The organism is Pseudomonas sp. B21-056 (assembly GCF_026016325.1).
Classification (GTDB): Bacteria; Pseudomonadota; Gammaproteobacteria; order Pseudomonadales; family Pseudomonadaceae; genus Aquipseudomonas.
Genome location: NZ_CP087203.1, coordinates 1,240,095 through 1,254,750, shown reverse-complemented (window position 1 = coordinate 1,254,750; position 14,656 = coordinate 1,240,095). Strand labels below are relative to the sequence as shown.

Genomic DNA, 14,656 nt, shown 5'->3' with positions numbered 1-14,656 from the left:
CAGCATTGATATCGCCTGCCCCAACGCTATCGCGAGCAGGCTCGCTCCCACAGTCCGACATTGAACGAGGCCCCCAATGAACAACGCCCTGAACCAGTTGCAGCCCTACCCGTTCGAGAAGCTCCGCGCCCTGCTGGGCAGCGTCACGCCTAACCCGGACAAGCGGCCGATTGCCCTGTCCATCGGCGAACCCAAGCACCGCTCCCCCAGCTTCGTCGCCGAGGCCCTGGCCGCCAATCTGGATCAGATGGCTGTTTATCCAACCACACTGGGCATCCCGGCCTTGCGTGAAGCCATCACCGGCTGGTGCGAGCGACGCTTCAGCGTGCCGAACGGTTGGCTCGACCCGGCGCGCCATGTGCTGCCGGTCAATGGCACCCGGGAAGCGCTGTTCGCCTTCACCCAGACCGTGGTCAACCGTGGCGACGACGCGCTGGTGGTCAGCCCGAACCCTTTCTATCAAATCTATGAAGGCGCGGCGTTCCTGGCCGGGGCCAAGCCGCACTACCTGCCGTGCCTGGACGAGAACGGCTTCAACCCGGACTTCGACGCCGTCTCGGCGGACATCTGGAAACGCTGCCAGATCCTGTTCCTGTGCTCCCCTGGCAACCCGACCGGCGCCCTGATTCCGGTGGACGTGCTGAAGAAACTCATCGCCCTGGCCGACGAGCACGACTTCGTGATCGCCGCGGACGAGTGCTACAGCGAACTGTACTTCGACGAACAGACCCCGCCACCGGGCCTGCTCAGCGCTTGCGTCGAACTCGGCCGCCAGGACTTCAAGCGCTGCGTGGTGTTCCACAGCCTGTCCAAACGCTCCAACCTGCCAGGCCTGCGCTCCGGTTTCGTGGCCGGCGACGCGGACATCCTCAAGGGTTTCCTGCTATATCGCACCTATCACGGCTGCGCGATGCCGGTGCAGACCCAACTGGCGAGCATCGCCGCGTGGAACGACGAAGAACACGTACGGGCCAACCGGACGCTGTACCGGGAGAAGTTCGACGCCGTGCTGGAGATCCTCAGTCCGGTGCTGGACGTGCAACGCCCTGACGGCAGCTTCTATCTGTGGCCAAACGTGGCGGGCGATGATGCAGCGTTCTGCCGGGACCTGTTCGAACAGGAGCATGTGACCGTGGTGCCGGGTTCCTACCTGTCCCGTGACGTGGATGGGGTAAACCCAGGCGCCGGGCGCGTGCGCATGGCCTTGGTCGCACCACTGGCTGAGTGCGTGGAAGCGGCCGAGCGGATTCGGGCATTCATCCAGCGTCGCGGGTGATGTTGTGGCGAGGGGATTTATCCCCACTGGGCTGCGAAGCGGCCCCAAAGCAGTCAACTCAATTTGCCTGACACACCAGTTTAAGGGCTGCTTCGCAGCCCAGCGGGGATAAATCCCCTCGCCACAATTTTGTTTTCACAGACATTTATGCGTTGCCCGGTCGATTACCGCGAGCAAGCTCGCACACACTGGATAGCGAGCGGCCACAGCATTCGGGAACTCACCGAACAAAATTTCCGCAACGCGCCGGTTGCGCAACGCACCTATTTCGGTACATTTCACTGATGACTGAGGTACCGCAAATGAACAAGCATATTGGATCTGATTTTGATGACTTCCTCGCCGAGCAAGGCATTGCTGAAGAGGTTTCCGCTGCTGCGCTCAAGCGTGTTATCTCCTGGCAGCTTGCCGAAGTAATGAAGCTCCAGAAAGTCACCAAAAAAGCCTTGGCAGAGCGGATGCACACCAGTCGCACCGCGGTTGATCGTGCGCTCGACCAGAACGATGCGGGAATGACACTGGCAACGCTTGCCAGCGCAGCGCGTGCGCTGGGCCAGCGAGTGGAAGTGAAATTGGTGCCGGTGCGGGAAGAAGCACACGCATAACGCCCAGATGCTGGATCAGTGGCGCTCACAACCTCCGGTAGCGACACTAAAACTTCGTGGGGGCTTGCTCGCGAAGGCGTCAGTGCAGTTGCCTATGCAACAACTGACATACCGCAATCGCGAGCAGGCTCGCTCCCACAGGGTCCGGTGTCGATCACAAGTCTTGTGAATACATCTATCCACTGTGGGAGCGAGCCTGCTCGCGATGAGGCCGGCACTTATTGCATCAGGCCCGAACCTCTACCCGGTCCAAAGCCTTGTCCGCCAACAGTGCCCCCAACTCAATCATCTGTACCACCCCCAACGCCACATGCCGCCGCGAGCCGGCCAGCTCGAAAGCCAGGTCACTCAGCATGGCATTGGCCGAGGCCAGGGTTTCGCTGAGGTTGGCTAGCAGAACTTCAGTGTCGACACTGTCCGCCACAATGAACAACTGCGTAGAGGATTCAGGGTCTGACTCGTTGTCGTCAGGCTTGAGGTAATGATCCAGCGCACGATCAGCAGCTTCTTGCAGCTTTTCGGGGGCGTAATCGCCGTAGGGGAAAGTGGGTGCTGGTTTTGGAGGATTTGGAGTTTCTTTGATCATGTGATGCTCCTTGGGTTTTGGAGCTGCCACAAAGTCTTCTCACGGACTGGAGAGTGGCAGCCGTACGCGGGGTGAGAATCCGAGTCAAACCCACAAAACCCGGCCATGTCGAAACATGCCCGCGCACAGCCGCCATAACACGAAGCATGGACGAAACGCGCCTGCACTTTATATGGCGGGCGCTTATGCGCATAGTGGGTGTTCGGATTCTCACGTCCGGTCGCTGAATTGGCAGCGACACCCAGAGGCTAGAGCCCTCGCTTCCGACGGACAACCTTAAAAACTTGTCGGAAACTTCGGTGCGTCTGACAGACGACTATCTGTCTGCTCAGACAAGAAAAGACATAAAACGTACCGCGAACGCCAAGCCCTTGATTTTGCTTACTTTGTATACCTACAGATCTCATTCACCCTGGGACGAGAGTTCAAGCTGGTTTGAATACGCTATCGCCGCTAGCCATAATCGACCCCGTCACCAGCGAGAGCTGGCAGGAGTCTGGGTCCCATCGAGGTTGACCCAGCGGCGCAGAAAGGGCGAAGCAAGCTCATCTGCATATCGATTGGAAGCCGCCTCCGGGCGGCTTTGCTTTTTAGGAGAATCGAGGATTGCCTCCCAAGCAAGGCGATGTTTCTCTGTGCGACCTCACACAAGCATAAAGGCCTACCTCTACCCTGAAAGCCCGCAAATCAACCTGAGCCGCCGCGAAACCATCCGGTCATGGCATAATCCGTCACCTTTAATTCCCAGCACCTGCAAAGGGGGCAGTTCCTTGACCGATTCAAGCAAAACGTTGCACCTTTTCGGCATCAAAGCCTGCGACACCATGAAAAAGGCGCGCACCTGGCTCGATGACCACGCTGTGCGCTACGACTTTCACGACTACAAGACCGCCGGTATCGACCGTGAGCACCTGACCCAATGGTGCGACGAGCATGGCTGGCAAGTGGTGTTGAACCGTGCCGGTACGACCTTTCGCAAGCTCGACGACGAACGCAAAGCCGATCTCGACCAGTCGAAAGCCATCGAACTGATGCTCGCCCAACCCTCGATGATCAAGCGCCCGGTGCTGGATCTCGGTGACCGAACCCTGATTGGCTTCAAGCCAGATATCTATGCGGCAGAAATCAAGTAAACCTGCCCAGTCCATTTTGTTGAGGTAATGTTCATGTCCACTACCCTGTTCAGCCTGGCCTTCGGCGTCGGCACTCAAAACCGTCAAGGCGCCTGGCTGGAAGTGTTCTACGCGCAGCCACTGCTCAACCCTTCGGCTGACATCGTCGCAGCTATAGCGCCGATCCTGGGCTACAGCGAAGGCAACCAGGCCATCACCTTCACCACCACCCAGGCCTCGCAACTGGCTGAAGCCCTCAAGGGCGTCGATGCCGCGCAAGCCGCGCTGCTGACCCGTCTGGCCGAAAGCCATAAACCGCTGGTCGCCACCCTGCTGGCTGAAGATGCGCAACTGAGCTCCACCCCCGAGGCCTACCTCAAGCTGCACCTGTTGTCCCATCGCCTGGTCAAGCCCCATGGCCTGAACCTGGCCGGCATTTTCCCGCTGCTGCCGAACGTGGCCTGGACCAGCCAGGGCGCGATCGACCTGGGCGAACTGGCCGAGCACCAGCTCGAAGCCCGTCTGCGTGGCGAGCTGCTGGAAGTGTTCTCGGTGGATAAGTTCCCGAAAATGACTGACTACGTGGTTCCGGCCGGCGTGCGTATCGCCGATGCCGCACGGATCCGCCTGGGCGCCTACGTGGGCGAAGGCACCACCGTGATGCACGAAGGTTTCGTCAACTTCAACGCCGGCACCGAAGGCCCGGGCATGATCGAAGGCCGTGTGTCGGCTGGCGTGTTCGTCGGCAAGGGCTCGGACCTGGGCGGCGGTTGCTCCACCATGGGCACCCTGTCGGGTGGCGGCAACATCGTGATCAAGGTCGGCGAAGGCTGCCTGATCGGCGCCAATGCCGGTATCGGTATTCCATTGGGCGACCGCAACACCGTGGAGTCGGGCCTGTACGTGACCGCCGGTACCAAAGTCGCACTGCTGGACGAGAACAACCAACTGGTCAAAGTGGTCAAGGCCCGTGACCTGGCCGGCCAGCCGGACCTGCTGTTCCGTCGCAACTCGGAGACCGGTGCGGTGGAATGCAAGACCCACAAGTCGGCCATCGAGCTGAACGAAGCACTGCACGCGCATAACTAAGCCGCTTCACCGTCACCTGTGGGGGCAAGTCCGCTCCCCACAGGGGATCGCGTAACCCGGCAGGGCCCGAAAGCATGTTGATTCCTTCTCCCTGGCGCGCCGACTTCCCGGCCATCGCCGCCCTGCAACGGCAAGGCCAGACCTACCTGGACAACGCCGCCACCACGCAAAAACCCCAAGCCCTGCTGGATGCCCTGGCGCATTACTACGCCAACGGCGCGGCCAATGTGCACCGTGCGCAGCATCTGCCCGGCGCCCATGCCACCCAGGCGTTCGAAGACAGTCGCCTCAAGGTGTCGCAATGGCTCAATGCCGGGGAATGCGGGCAGATCGTGTTTACCCACGGTGCCACTTCGGCGCTGAACCTCCTGGCCTATGGGCTGGAACATCTGTTCAATCCAGGCGATGAAATCGTCATCAGCGCCCTGGAGCACCACGCCAACCTGCTGCCCTGGCAGCAACTGGCCGAACGCCGTTCGGTGACGCTGGTGGTGCTGCCGCTCGACGCCGACGGGGTGATCGACCTCGACGCTGCCGCTGGGCTCATTGGCCCGCGTACCCGCCTGCTGGCGGTGAGCCAACTGTCCAATGTGCTTGGCACCTGGCAACCCTTGCCGGCGCTATTGGCAATGGCCAAGGCCCAAGGCGCCTTGACCGTCATCGACGGCGCCCAGGGTGTGGTCCACGGCCGTCACGATGTGCAGGCCCTGGGTTGCGATTTCTATGTATTTTCCAGCCACAAGCTCTACGGCCCCGAAGGGCTGGGTGTGCTGTTCGGCCGTAACGAAGCGCTGCGCGAACTGCGCCATTGGCAATTCGGTGGCGAAATGGTGCAGCAGGCCGATTACCACAGCGCTACGTTCCGCCCGGCGCCCTTGGGTTTCGAAGCCGGCACCCCGCCCATCGCCAGCGTAATCGGCCTGGGGGCAACCCTGGATTACCTGTCCGCCCTCGACGCACAAGATGTCATTGACCATGAGGCGGCGCTGCACAATTACCTGCTCCACGGCCTGCTGGCGCGCAATGGTGTACGCCTGGTGGGCAATCCACGGCTGGCGCTGGTCAGTTTCGTGGTGGACGGCGTGCACAACGCCGACCTCGCCCACCTGCTGACCGAACAGGGCATCGCCGTGCGTGCCGGGCATCACTGTGCCATGCCGCTGTTCAAGCATTTGCATCTGTCGGGGGCGATCCGGGTGTCGCTGGCGTTGTACAACGACTCCGCCGATATCGAACGCTTCTTCGAAGCCCTGGATGCGGCCCTGGAGATGCTGCGATGAACCTGCCGGCCGATGCCGCCGCGGCACTGCAGATTTTCCAGGACGCCTCGGGCTGGGAGCAACGCGCCCGGCTGCTGATGCAATGGGGCGAACGCCTGCCGCCCTTGAGCGAGGCGGATAGGTGCGACGCCAACCTGGTGAGTGGCTGTGAAAGCCAGGTGTGGTTGGTGGGGCGGTTACAGGATGGGCAATGGCAGTTTGCTGCTGGCAGCGATGCGCGGTTGATTCGCGGGTTGGTGGCGCTGTTGCTGGCGCGGGTCAACGGTTTGTCGGCCGAAGCGTTGCAGCAGGTGGATTTGCCGGACTGGTTCAATCAGTTGGGACTCTCGCGGCAACTGTCGCCGTCGCGCAGTAATGGTTTGAATGCAGTGTTGCAGCGGATGCGCCAACTGACTTAGCAGTGCAGCCGAACGCGGAGCGTCCGTAGAGGCGTTCCCACGCGGAAGCGTCACTAGTGTCCGGTAAAAACTGAAGGGGGAGCTTGCTCCCCCTTGCTGTACCTGCCTTTGAGCGATACTCGGCTTTTTCAGACTCGATTCCGGCTATGTTCAGCAGCACTCGCTTTTCACAAATGCTCCAAGCACTCCCTCATCAGTTGTTCAAAAATGCAGTCAAACGCTGTGGCGCTGATCGTTATGCCAAGCAATTCAGCTCTTGGGATCTGCTCGTCACGCTGATCTTTGGTCAGATAACACAAGCCAGCAGCCTGCGCGCCTTGGCGACAGCATCGCAATCGCTGGAACCTCACCATTATCATCTCAACGCTCGCAGCATGGTTCGCTCAACGCTTTGTGATGCCTTGAGCAAACGCAGTTCAGAGCCTTTTCGGCTGGCCTGCGAGCACTTGCTGCAGGGCGTTGGCCGCAAGCAGCGCAAGTCCCTGGAAGCGATGGTCACGCTGATCGACTCGACCTCAATCACCTTGCGCGGTCCCGGCTTCGACGACTGGACCGCTGCGACGAAAACCCGCATAACACAAGGCCTGAAGGTGCATGTGGCAATTGATCCACGACAAACAGCACCCACTTACGTGAACATCACTGCCGCCAACGTCAATGACCTGAGTGACGCCCTGACCATGCCGCTTGAAGCAGGCATCACGTACGTTTTCGACAAGGGATACTGCGATTACAACTGGTGGCACCAGATTGATCAGGTGGGGGCGTTCTTCGTCACACGACTCAAAAAAAATGCCAATGTGAATCACGTAGAGGATCTGAACAGAGGGGAAAATGCCGACTTCATAGAGTCGGACGAAGCCGTGCGATTTGGCAAAAAACACCTGAATACACGACGGTTAAATCACTATCACGACCAAACCGTACGTCGGGTCCAGGTTCGTCGAGATGATCACGAAACGCCGCTGATCCTGGTGACTAATGATTTTTCACGCTCAGCTGAAGAAATTGCCGACCTGTACAAGCAGCGCTGGCAGATCGAGTTGTTCTTCAAGTGGATCAAGCAAAAACTCAAGCTCAAACGGTACTTCGGATTCTCTGAAAACGCGGTGCGTCTACAAATCTACAGCGCGCTGATCACATACCTTTTGCTGCTCCTGTATCAACAACGCTCGGCCTGCTCAGACTCACTTTCAAACTTCACTATCCGGCTGGCTCATAGCTTGTTTGAGCGCCCGCTCAGCGACACACACCGCGGATATCGAAGGCAAGAACGAACAGAGCTGAAGGCTGCCCAGGGTAGCCTTCAGCTATGAAAAGGTTTTACCGGACACTAGTGACGCGGAGCGTGGGAACGATCTCACGTCCTATCAGCCGGCCGTCGCACACCCGCAACGATCTTATCCACAGCCTTGGTCGCCGCGACCATGCCGAACGTCGCCGTCACCATCATCACCGCGCCAAACCCGCCGGCGCAGTCGAGCTTCACGCCGTCGCCGACAAAGCTCTTCTGCAAGCAGATGCTGCCGTCAGGTTTGGGGTAGCGCAGCTGTTCGGTGGAAAACACGCAGGGCACGCTGTAGTGACGGGTCACGGTGCGGGAAAAACCGTAGTCACGGCGCAAGGTCGAGCGCACTTTCGAGGCCAGCGGATCGTTGAAGGTCCGGTTCAGGTCGCAGACCTGGATCAACGTCGGGTCTATCTGCCCGCCCGCGCCGCCGGTGGTGATGATCTGGATCTTGCGGCGCTTGCACCAGGCGATCAGCGCGGCCTTGGCGTTGACACTGTCGATGCAGTCGATCACGCAATCGATGTTCGGCGTGATGTATTCGGCCATGGTGTCGCGGGTGACGAAATCCGCCACGGCATGCACCGTGCAATCGGGGTTGATTCCGCGCAGGCGCTCGGCCATGACCTCGACCTTGGGTTTGCCGACGGTGCTGTCCAGGGCGTGCAACTGACGGTTGGCGTTGCTGACGCAGACGTCGTCCAGGTCGAACAGCGAAATCTCGCCCACGCCGCACCGGGCCATGGCTTCCGCCGCCCAGGAACCGACCCCGCCCACCCCGACAATCGCCACATGGGCCGCCCGCAGGCGCTCCAGGCCTTCGAGGCCATACAAACGGGCGATGCCGGCAAACCGTGGATCTTCTGTACTCATGACCATTTACCCCAAAAACCGGCGCGCATTATAGGGCAGCCAAAAACCATTGTGGGAGCGAGCTTGCTCGCGATGGCGGTGGGTCAGTCAATATTAGTGCTGCTGATCCGACGCCATCGCGAGCAAGCTCGCTCCCACAGGGTTTAGTGTTTTGCTATAAGATAACCGCCATTTTGCGGGAGCCTGCCCGCCTCAGCACTCGCCTTGCGTTCACACTATATTCCCGGAGCTTCCATGACGGCCCACGCCGACCTCTCGCCGACCCTGCAACTCGCCTGCGACCTGATCCGCCGTCCGTCCGTGACGCCGGTGGATGCCGATTGCCAGAAACTGATGATGCAGCGCCTGGGCGATGCGGGCTTCAAGCTCGAGCCGATGCGCATCGAGGATGTGGATAACTTCTGGGCCAGCCATGGCAAGCACGACGGCCCGGTGCTGTGCTTCGCCGGGCACACCGACGTGGTGCCGACCGGTCCGGTACAGGCCTGGCAGCTCGACCCGTTCGATGCAGTCATCGACGACCAGGGCATGCTCTGTGGCCGTGGCGCGGCGGACATGAAAGGCAGCCTCGCGGCGATGGTGGTGGCGGCCGAGCGGTTCGTCACCGATTACCCGGACCACAAGGGCTCGATCACCTTCCTGATCACCAGCGACGAAGAAGGCCCGGCTCACCACGGCACCAAGGCCGTGGTCGAGCGCCTCAAGGCACGTCAGGAGCGCTTGGACTGGTGCATCGTCGGCGAGCCGTCGAGCACCAGCTTGGTGGGCGACGTGGTCAAGAACGGTCGTCGCGGCTCCCTCGGTGCGAAGCTGACCGTGCGCGGCAAGCAAGGCCACGTGGCCTACCCGCACCTGGCGAAGAACCCGATCCACCTGGCGGCTCCGGCGTTGGCGGAACTGGCCGCCGAGCATTGGGACCATGGCAACGATTTCTTCCCGCCCACCAGTTTCCAGATCTCCAACCTCAACGCCGGCACCGGCGCGACCAACGTGATCCCGGGTGACCTGGTGGCGGTGTTCAATTTCCGCTTCTCCACCGAGTCCACCGTCGAAGGCCTGCAACAGCGCGTCGCCGACATTCTCGACAAACATCAACTGGACTGGCACATCGACTGGGCCCTGTCCGGCCTGCCGTTCCTCACCGAGCCGGGCGCGCTGCTGGATGCCGTGTCGTCGAGTATCAAGGACGTGACCGGTCGCGAAACCCAGGCCTCCACCAGCGGCGGCACGTCCGACGGTCGTTTCATTGCCACCATGGGCACCCAAGTGGTGGAACTGGGGCCGGTCAACGCGACCATCCACCAGGTCAACGAACGCGTGCTGGCGGCCGATCTCGATGTGCTGACCGAGATCTACTACAAGACGCTGATCAAGTTGCTCGCCTGATGCTCGCGTGTCCAATCTGCAGTGAACCGCTGAACGCGGTGGATAACGGCGTGGCCTGCCCGGCCGGGCATCGGTTCGACCGCGCCCGCCAGGGCTACCTGAACCTGTTGCCGGTACAGCACAAGAACAGCCGCGACCCCGGCGACAACCAGGCCATGGTCGAAGCCCGCCGCGACTTCCTCAACGCCGGACACTACGCCCCCGTCGCCCGCCGCCTGGCCGAACTGGCGGCTGAGCGTAACCCCGGCCGCTGGCTGGACATCGGTTGTGGCGAGGGCTATTACACCGCGCAGATCGCCGACGCGCTGCCCGCTGCCGATGGTTATGCCCTGGATATTTCCCGCGAGGCGGTCAAGCGCGCCTGCAAACGCAATCCACAGCTGACCTGGTTGATCGCCAGCATGGCGCGAGTGCCGCTGGCGAACGGCTGCTGCCAATTCCTCGCGAGCGTGTTCAGCCCACTGGACTGGCAGGAAGCCAAGCGCCTGCTCAGCCCCGGCGGCGGCCTGATGAAAGTAGGCCCCACCCGCGGCCACCTGATGGAATTGCGCGAACGCCTGTACGACGAAGTGCGCGAATACACCGATGACAAGCACCTGGCGCTAGTACCTTCAGGCATGGCGCTGGAGCACAGCGAAACCCTCGAGTTCAAGCTGATCCTCGAGAGCGGCCAGGACCGCGCCAACCTGCTGGCGATGACGCCTCACGGCTGGCGCGCCAGTGCCGAACGCCGCGCCAGCGTGATCGAGCAGGCCGAGCCGTTCGAAGTCACTGTGTCGATGCGCTACGATTATTTCGTTCTTCAATAACCTATCAAATCCGCGAATGGATTTTTCAAGACCGCAGTGAGGATATCCATGCGCCAACCCGATATCGAGATTTACCTCAAAGACGCCGACGTCGACCACAAGGCCGTCGCCGCCTGGCTGACCCAGGCGCTGGGCCCGTGCAGCGAATGGACGCAGAAAGGCCAGACCTACAAGTGCAAGGCCGGCGACATCCCTGTGACCTGGCTGCCCAAGGCCGTGGGCAAATGGAACAGCCTGTACCTGGAAAGCGACCGGACCCCGTGGGATGACGACATCGCCTGCGCCCGCGCCGCGTTCGCCGCACTGAATGTCGAAGTGCGCTGCGCGCCCGGCTCATGGGTGGAAGAGGAAGGTGAGGAATCGGCCGATCGCTGGATTCGCATCAGTGCCGATGGGGAAGAAGAGATTACCTGGAAGACGGCCTGACGCAGTTGCAGGTCGTTCACAAGTTCAAATGTGGGAGCGAGCCTGCTCGCGATAGCGGTGTGTCAGTTGATGATGTATTGACTGATACACCGCTATCGCGAGCAGGCTCGCTCCCACAGGGGGGATTTGCGTTGGTTGGAAGAGTGGCCTACAACCCCACCACATCCTCAGCCTGCAAGCCCTTCTGCCCTTCCACCACCGCGTATTCGACCTGTTGGCCTTCGGTCAACGAACGGTGGCCGTCGCCGCGGATCGCACGGTAGTGCACGAACACATCCGGCCCGCCTTCGCGCTGGATAAAACCGTATCCCTTGGCGTCGTTGAACCACTTCACATTGCCGGTCTCGCGTGCAGCCATGATGCTCACTCCCATTTCTTATTTTTAAGAACTTTCACTGCCGTCCAACCGTCCATGAGGAAGTCAGAAGCAATCAGCCGACCGAGTATATGACAGTCGGAAAAACTCTCAACTGACTTTACTTCGGTGCTTTTTTGCCGATTTTCGACGAATCCGGCACACTACCTGCCGCTTGATCCCATCCACTCATGCAGAAGCCGTATGACCCGCTCCCCGTTCCGCCGTCTTGTGTTTGGCACCCTGCGTCGACTGCTGTACCTCTGGGTTCGCTCCGAGACGATCAACCAGTCGTCCTTCACCCTCAACCTCGACCGCAGCCGTCCGGTGTTCTACGTCCTGCAAGACCCTTCGCTGACCGACCTGGCAGTGCTCGACACAGAGTGCACCAAGGCCGGCCTGCCTCGCCCGGTATTGCCGGTATCGGTGGGCAACCTGCTGGAGCCGGCGGCATTCTTCTACCTGACGCCGGCGCCGGACTGGCTCGGACGCCAGGACAAGCGCGGCGCGCCCCCCACACTGACGCGACTGGTCAACGTACTGACTCACGACGCCGCCGAAGACGCGCAGATCATTCCAGTCAGCGTGTTCTGGGGCCAGTCGCCCGACAGCGAATCCAGTCCGTGGAAGCTGTTGTTTGCCGACAGTTGGGCCGTCACCGGACGCCTGCGCCGCCTGCTGAGCATCATGATCCTGGGTCGCAAGACCCGCGTGCAGTTCTCCGCGCCGATTCATCTGCGCGAACTGATCGAGCACGACAAAGGCCACGCACGCACCGTGCGCATGGCCCAGCGGATCCTGCGGGTGCATTTCCGCAACCTGAAGGCAGCGGTCATCGGCCCCGACATTTCCCACCGACGCAACCTGGTCAAGGGCCTGGTAAACCAGCCATTGGTCAAACAGGCGATTGCCGACGAGGCCGAGCGGGAAAAAATCCCGGCGGAAAAAGCCAAGGCCCAGGCCCTGCGCTACGGCAACGAAATCGCCTCGGACTACACCTACACCGCCATCCGTTTCCTGGAAGTGGTACTGAGCTGGTTCTGGAACAAGATCTACGACGGTATCAAGGTCAACAACATCGAAGGCGTGCAGGACATCGCCCCAGGCCACGAAGTCATTTATGTGCCGTGCCACCGCAGCCACATCGACTACCTGCTGCTGTCGTACCTGCTGTTCCGCAACGGCCTGACCCCACCGCACATCGCCGCCGGCATCAACCTCAACATGCCGGTGATCGGCGGCCTGCTGCGCCGTGGCGGGGCGTTCTTCATGCGCCGTACCTTCAAGGGCAACCCGCTCTACACCGCCGTGTTCAATGAATACCTGCACACGTTGTTCACCAAGGGCTTTCCGGTGGAATACTTCGTCGAAGGGGGACGTTCGCGCACCGGGCGCATGCTGCAACCCAAGACCGGCATGCTCGCCATCACCCTGCGCAGCTTCCTGCGGTCATCGCGCACGCCCATCGTGTTCGTGCCGGTCTATATCGGCTACGAGCGGGTGCTGGAGGGCCGTACCTACCTGGGCGAGTTGCGCGGGGCCAGCAAGAAGAAAGAATCGATCTTCGACATCTTCAAGGTCGTCGGTGCCCTCAAGCAACGCTTCGGCCAGGTGGCGGTGAACTTCGGCGAGCCGATCAAACTGGCAGAGTTCCTCGACGGTGAACAGCCGGACTGGCGCCAGCAGGAACTGGGCCCGCAGTTCAAACCGGCCTGGCTCAACGCGACCACCCATCGCCTGGGTGAGCGCGTGGCCCGCCACCTGAACGAAGCCGCCGCCATCAACCCGGTCAACCTGGTGGCCCTGGCGCTGCTGTCCACCAGCCGCCTGGCCCTGGATGATCAGGCCATGGCCCGGGTGCTGGACCTGTACCTGGCGTTGCTGCGCAAAGTACCGTATTCGCCTCACACCACCCTGCCCACGGGGGATGGCCGGGCGCTGATCGAACATGTGAAAGGCATGGACCTGCTGTCGGAACAGAACGATGCCCTGGGCAAGATCCTGTACCTGGATGAGCAGAATGCGGTGCTGATGACCTACTACCGCAACAACGTGCTGCACATCTTCGCCCTGCCGGCATTGCTGGCGAGCTTTTTCCAAAGTTCTTCGCGCATGAGCCGCGAGCAGATCCTGCGCTACACCCGCGCCTTGTACCCGTACCTGCAATCGGAACTGTTCATTCGCTGGTCATTGGAGCAACTGGACGAGGTGATCGATCAATGGCTCGAAGCGTTCGTCGAACAGGGCCTGCTGCGTTTCGAAAATGACCTGTACCTGCGTCCGGTGCCGAGTTCGCGGCATTTCGTGCTGCTGACTCTGCTGTCCAAAAGCATCGCCCAGGCCCTGCAACGCTTCTACATGACCGTCTCGCTGCTGCTCAACAGTGGTCAGAACAGCATCAGCGCCGAAGAGCTGGAGGACCTCTGCACCGTCATGGCCCAGCGTCTGTCGATCCTGCATGGCCTCAACGCGCCGGAATTCTTCGACAAGACCCTGTTCCGCCATTTCATCCAGACGATGCTGGACCTTGATGTTCTGCGCCGGGACGAAGCCGGCAAGCTAAGCTATCACGAGCTGCTGGGCGAACTGGCCGAAGGCGCCGCCAAACGGGTGCTGCCGGCGGAGATTCGTTTGTCGATCCGCCAGGTGGCGTTGCATCGCAGTGAAGATGCGGCGGATCAGGTTGCTCCGGTGACCCAGGATTGATTCCCCCCGGCGCCAGGCCGTTGCCTGGCGCCCTCGATCAAGGAACTGCGCCATGAAAAAAATGACCCTGCTGGCCGTTGCCACGCTGCTCGGCGCCTGCTCCAGCGCACCGCTGGCGAGCAAGAACCACCTCGACGGTGAAGTGTTCTACCTGCAACGCATCGCCCTGCCGCCCACCGCAACCCTAAGCGTGAGTTTGCAGGATGTGTCCCTGGCCGATGCCCCGGCGGTGGTGCTCGATCAACAGAGTGGCCCGGTCAAAGGCCAGGTCCCGCTGCCATTCCACCTCAGCTATGATCCGTCCCAGGTCAAACCCGGCCATCGCTATGCCGTGAGTGCCCGCATCGAAGTGGACGGCCAGCTGATGTTCATCAGCACCGAACAACACACCGTGCAACTCGATGGCAAAGATCCGCAGCCGTTGAAGATCCGCGTCAACCCTGCACGTTGATTCCTTTCCATTCATC

15 protein-coding genes are annotated in these 14,656 nt (G+C 61.0%); 12 read left to right on the top strand and 3 right to left on the bottom strand.

The window, feature by feature from the left end; genetic code table 11:
* Positions 1 to 76: 76 nt before the first annotated feature.
* A complete protein-coding gene (gene dapC / locus LOY67_RS05470; RefSeq protein ID WP_265066284.1) occupies positions 77 to 1,276 on the top strand; it encodes a succinyldiaminopimelate transaminase in 1,200 nt (399 codons plus the stop codon).
* A 302-nt stretch (positions 1,277 to 1,578) separates the two neighbouring features.
* Positions 1,579 to 1,881, top strand: a complete 303-nt coding sequence (locus LOY67_RS05465) for a helix-turn-helix domain-containing protein (RefSeq protein ID WP_265066283.1) — start codon at positions 1,579 to 1,581, stop codon at positions 1,879 to 1,881.
* A gap of 226 nt (positions 1,882 to 2,107) precedes the next feature.
* Here the strand turns inward: LOY67_RS05465 and LOY67_RS05460 are convergent, their stop codons facing one another.
* Complete coding sequence (locus tag LOY67_RS05460) at positions 2,108 to 2,467, bottom strand: DUF6124 family protein (protein ID WP_265066282.1); 360 nt, start codon at positions 2,465 to 2,467, stop codon at positions 2,108 to 2,110.
* A 770-nt stretch (positions 2,468 to 3,237) separates the two neighbouring features.
* Here LOY67_RS05460 and LOY67_RS05455 point away from each other — a divergent pair.
* The 5 genes from LOY67_RS05455 (at position 3,238) to LOY67_RS05435 (ending at position 7,662) form a co-directional block, all read left to right on the top strand.
* Positions 3,238 to 3,600 carry an ArsC family reductase gene (locus tag LOY67_RS05455; protein ID WP_041020838.1) on the top strand — a complete coding sequence of 121 codons (363 nt, stop codon included), beginning with the start codon at positions 3,238 to 3,240 and terminating at the stop codon, positions 3,598 to 3,600.
* Between the two features lie 33 nt (positions 3,601 to 3,633).
* Positions 3,634 to 4,668: a 2,3,4,5-tetrahydropyridine-2,6-dicarboxylate N-succinyltransferase gene (dapD, locus tag LOY67_RS05450; RefSeq protein ID WP_265066281.1), complete on the top strand. Its 1,035-nt coding sequence runs from the start codon at positions 3,634 to 3,636 to the stop codon at positions 4,666 to 4,668.
* A 74-nt stretch (positions 4,669 to 4,742) separates the two neighbouring features.
* The gene (locus LOY67_RS05445) at positions 4,743 to 5,948 is read left to right on the top strand and encodes an aminotransferase class V-fold PLP-dependent enzyme (RefSeq protein WP_265066280.1); all 1,206 of its coding nucleotides are present in this window, start codon (positions 4,743 to 4,745) and stop codon (positions 5,946 to 5,948) included.
* Positions 5,945 to 6,346 (top strand): SufE family protein, encoded by a 402-nt coding sequence (locus tag LOY67_RS05440; RefSeq protein WP_265066279.1) that lies wholly within the window; start codon positions 5,945 to 5,947, stop codon positions 6,344 to 6,346. The genes LOY67_RS05445 and LOY67_RS05440 overlap by 4 nt, the downstream gene beginning before the upstream one ends.
* 146 nt (positions 6,347 to 6,492) lie before the next feature.
* Positions 6,493 to 7,662, top strand: coding sequence for an IS4 family transposase (locus LOY67_RS05435; protein ID WP_265064268.1), 1,170 nt, complete (start codon positions 6,493 to 6,495; stop codon positions 7,660 to 7,662).
* A gap of 44 nt (positions 7,663 to 7,706) precedes the next feature.
* Here the strand turns inward: LOY67_RS05435 and tcdA are convergent, their stop codons facing one another.
* On the bottom strand, positions 7,707 to 8,507 hold the full coding sequence (gene tcdA, locus LOY67_RS05430) for a tRNA cyclic N6-threonylcarbamoyladenosine(37) synthase TcdA (protein ID WP_413776161.1): 801 nt from the start codon (positions 8,505 to 8,507) through the stop codon (positions 7,707 to 7,709).
* Between the two features lie 234 nt (positions 8,508 to 8,741).
* Here tcdA and dapE point away from each other — a divergent pair, with 234 nt between their 5' ends.
* Genes dapE through LOY67_RS05415 form a run of 3 tightly spaced genes read left to right on the top strand, consistent with a single transcriptional unit; the run spans position 8,742 to position 11,128 of the window.
* Positions 8,742 to 9,893, top strand: coding sequence for a succinyl-diaminopimelate desuccinylase (gene dapE, locus LOY67_RS05425; protein ID WP_265066277.1), 1,152 nt, complete (start codon positions 8,742 to 8,744; stop codon positions 9,891 to 9,893).
* Positions 9,893 to 10,702, top strand: coding sequence for a putative RNA methyltransferase (locus LOY67_RS05420; RefSeq protein WP_265066276.1), 810 nt, complete (start codon positions 9,893 to 9,895; stop codon positions 10,700 to 10,702). Before dapE ends, LOY67_RS05420 begins: the two co-directional genes overlap by 1 nt.
* A 48-nt stretch (positions 10,703 to 10,750) precedes the next feature.
* Positions 10,751 to 11,128: a hypothetical protein gene (locus LOY67_RS05415; RefSeq protein WP_024778998.1), complete on the top strand. Its 378-nt coding sequence runs from the start codon at positions 10,751 to 10,753 to the stop codon at positions 11,126 to 11,128.
* A gap of 148 nt (positions 11,129 to 11,276) precedes the next feature.
* Here the strand turns inward: LOY67_RS05415 and LOY67_RS05410 are convergent, their stop codons facing one another.
* Positions 11,277 to 11,486 (bottom strand): cold-shock protein, encoded by a 210-nt coding sequence (locus tag LOY67_RS05410; RefSeq protein WP_265066275.1) that lies wholly within the window; start codon positions 11,484 to 11,486, stop codon positions 11,277 to 11,279.
* Between the two features lie 201 nt (positions 11,487 to 11,687).
* Here LOY67_RS05410 and plsB point away from each other — a divergent pair, with 201 nt between their 5' ends.
* Positions 11,688 to 14,189, top strand: a complete 2,502-nt coding sequence (gene plsB, locus LOY67_RS05405; RefSeq protein WP_265066274.1) for a glycerol-3-phosphate 1-O-acyltransferase PlsB — start codon at positions 11,688 to 11,690, stop codon at positions 14,187 to 14,189.
* Between the two features lie 52 nt (positions 14,190 to 14,241).
* A complete protein-coding gene (locus LOY67_RS05400; protein WP_265066273.1) occupies positions 14,242 to 14,640 on the top strand; it encodes a YbaY family lipoprotein in 399 nt (132 codons plus the stop codon).
* The last annotated feature ends 16 nt before the right edge of the window (positions 14,641 to 14,656 follow it).

Bases quoted from the DNA above. Each gene is read 5' to 3' on its own strand.
- dapC (WP_265066284.1), top strand. From the start codon at position 77: ATGAACAACGCCCTGAACCAGTTGCAGCCCTACCCGTTCGAGAAGCTC.
- LOY67_RS05465 (WP_265066283.1), top strand. From the start codon at position 1,579: ATGAACAAGCATATTGGATCTGATTTTGATGACTTCCTCGCCGAGCAA.
- LOY67_RS05460 (WP_265066282.1), bottom strand. From the start codon at position 2,467: ATGATCAAAGAAACTCCAAATCCTCCAAAACCAGCACCCACTTTCCCC.
- dapD (WP_265066281.1), top strand. From the start codon at position 3,634: ATGTCCACTACCCTGTTCAGCCTGGCCTTCGGCGTCGGCACTCAAAAC.
- LOY67_RS05445 (WP_265066280.1), top strand. From the start codon at position 4,743: ATGTTGATTCCTTCTCCCTGGCGCGCCGACTTCCCGGCCATCGCCGCC.
- LOY67_RS05440 (WP_265066279.1), top strand. From the start codon at position 5,945: ATGAACCTGCCGGCCGATGCCGCCGCGGCACTGCAGATTTTCCAGGAC.
- LOY67_RS05435 (WP_265064268.1), top strand. From the start codon at position 6,493: ATGTTCAGCAGCACTCGCTTTTCACAAATGCTCCAAGCACTCCCTCAT.
- tcdA (WP_413776161.1), bottom strand. From the start codon at position 8,507: ATGAGTACAGAAGATCCACGGTTTGCCGGCATCGCCCGTTTGTATGGC.
- dapE (WP_265066277.1), top strand. From the start codon at position 8,742: ATGACGGCCCACGCCGACCTCTCGCCGACCCTGCAACTCGCCTGCGAC.
- LOY67_RS05420 (WP_265066276.1), top strand. From the start codon at position 9,893: ATGCTCGCGTGTCCAATCTGCAGTGAACCGCTGAACGCGGTGGATAAC.
- LOY67_RS05415 (WP_024778998.1), top strand. From the start codon at position 10,751: ATGCGCCAACCCGATATCGAGATTTACCTCAAAGACGCCGACGTCGAC.
- LOY67_RS05410 (WP_265066275.1), bottom strand. From the start codon at position 11,486: ATGGCTGCACGCGAGACCGGCAATGTGAAGTGGTTCAACGACGCCAAG.
- plsB (WP_265066274.1), top strand. From the start codon at position 11,688: ATGACCCGCTCCCCGTTCCGCCGTCTTGTGTTTGGCACCCTGCGTCGA.
- LOY67_RS05400 (WP_265066273.1), top strand. From the start codon at position 14,242: ATGAAAAAAATGACCCTGCTGGCCGTTGCCACGCTGCTCGGCGCCTGC.